The sequence below is a fragment of the Blautia sp. TF10-30 genome, from assembly GCF_003481245.1.
Lineage (GTDB): Bacteria > Bacillota > Clostridia > Lachnospirales > Lachnospiraceae > Fusicatenibacter > Fusicatenibacter saccharivorans.
Genome location: NZ_QUKM01000014.1, coordinates 1 through 295 on the forward strand (window position 1 = coordinate 1; position 295 = coordinate 295).

General features: G+C 43.7%; 1 rRNA gene. It reads right to left on the reverse strand.

Annotation, left to right across the window (positions count from 1 at the left end):
- Positions 1-155: ribosomal RNA gene (locus DXD02_RS12070) — 16S ribosomal RNA — on the reverse strand; the annotation flags it as partial.
- Positions 156-295: the final 140 nt, after the last annotated feature.

Consider the following 295-nt stretch of genomic DNA (forward strand, 5'->3'; position numbering starts at 1 on the left):
CCGGTATGGGGCAGGTCACCCACGCGTTACTCACCCGTCCGCCGCTCAGTCAACTGAAAATCATCCGAAGAATCAATTCAGCCGCTTCGCTCGACTTGCATGTGTTAAGCACGCCGCCAGCGTTCATCCTGAGCCAGGATCAAACTCTCTGATAAAAGATTTGTTCCAAGTTCAAAATCAACATACTAGCTAATTTATCCCTTTTACTGTTTTAAAGGATCTTTCGATCGTTTTGAATTACTTATTCAGAACTTTCGAGGATGTGTTTCACTGTTTAATTATCAAGGATCTCTGC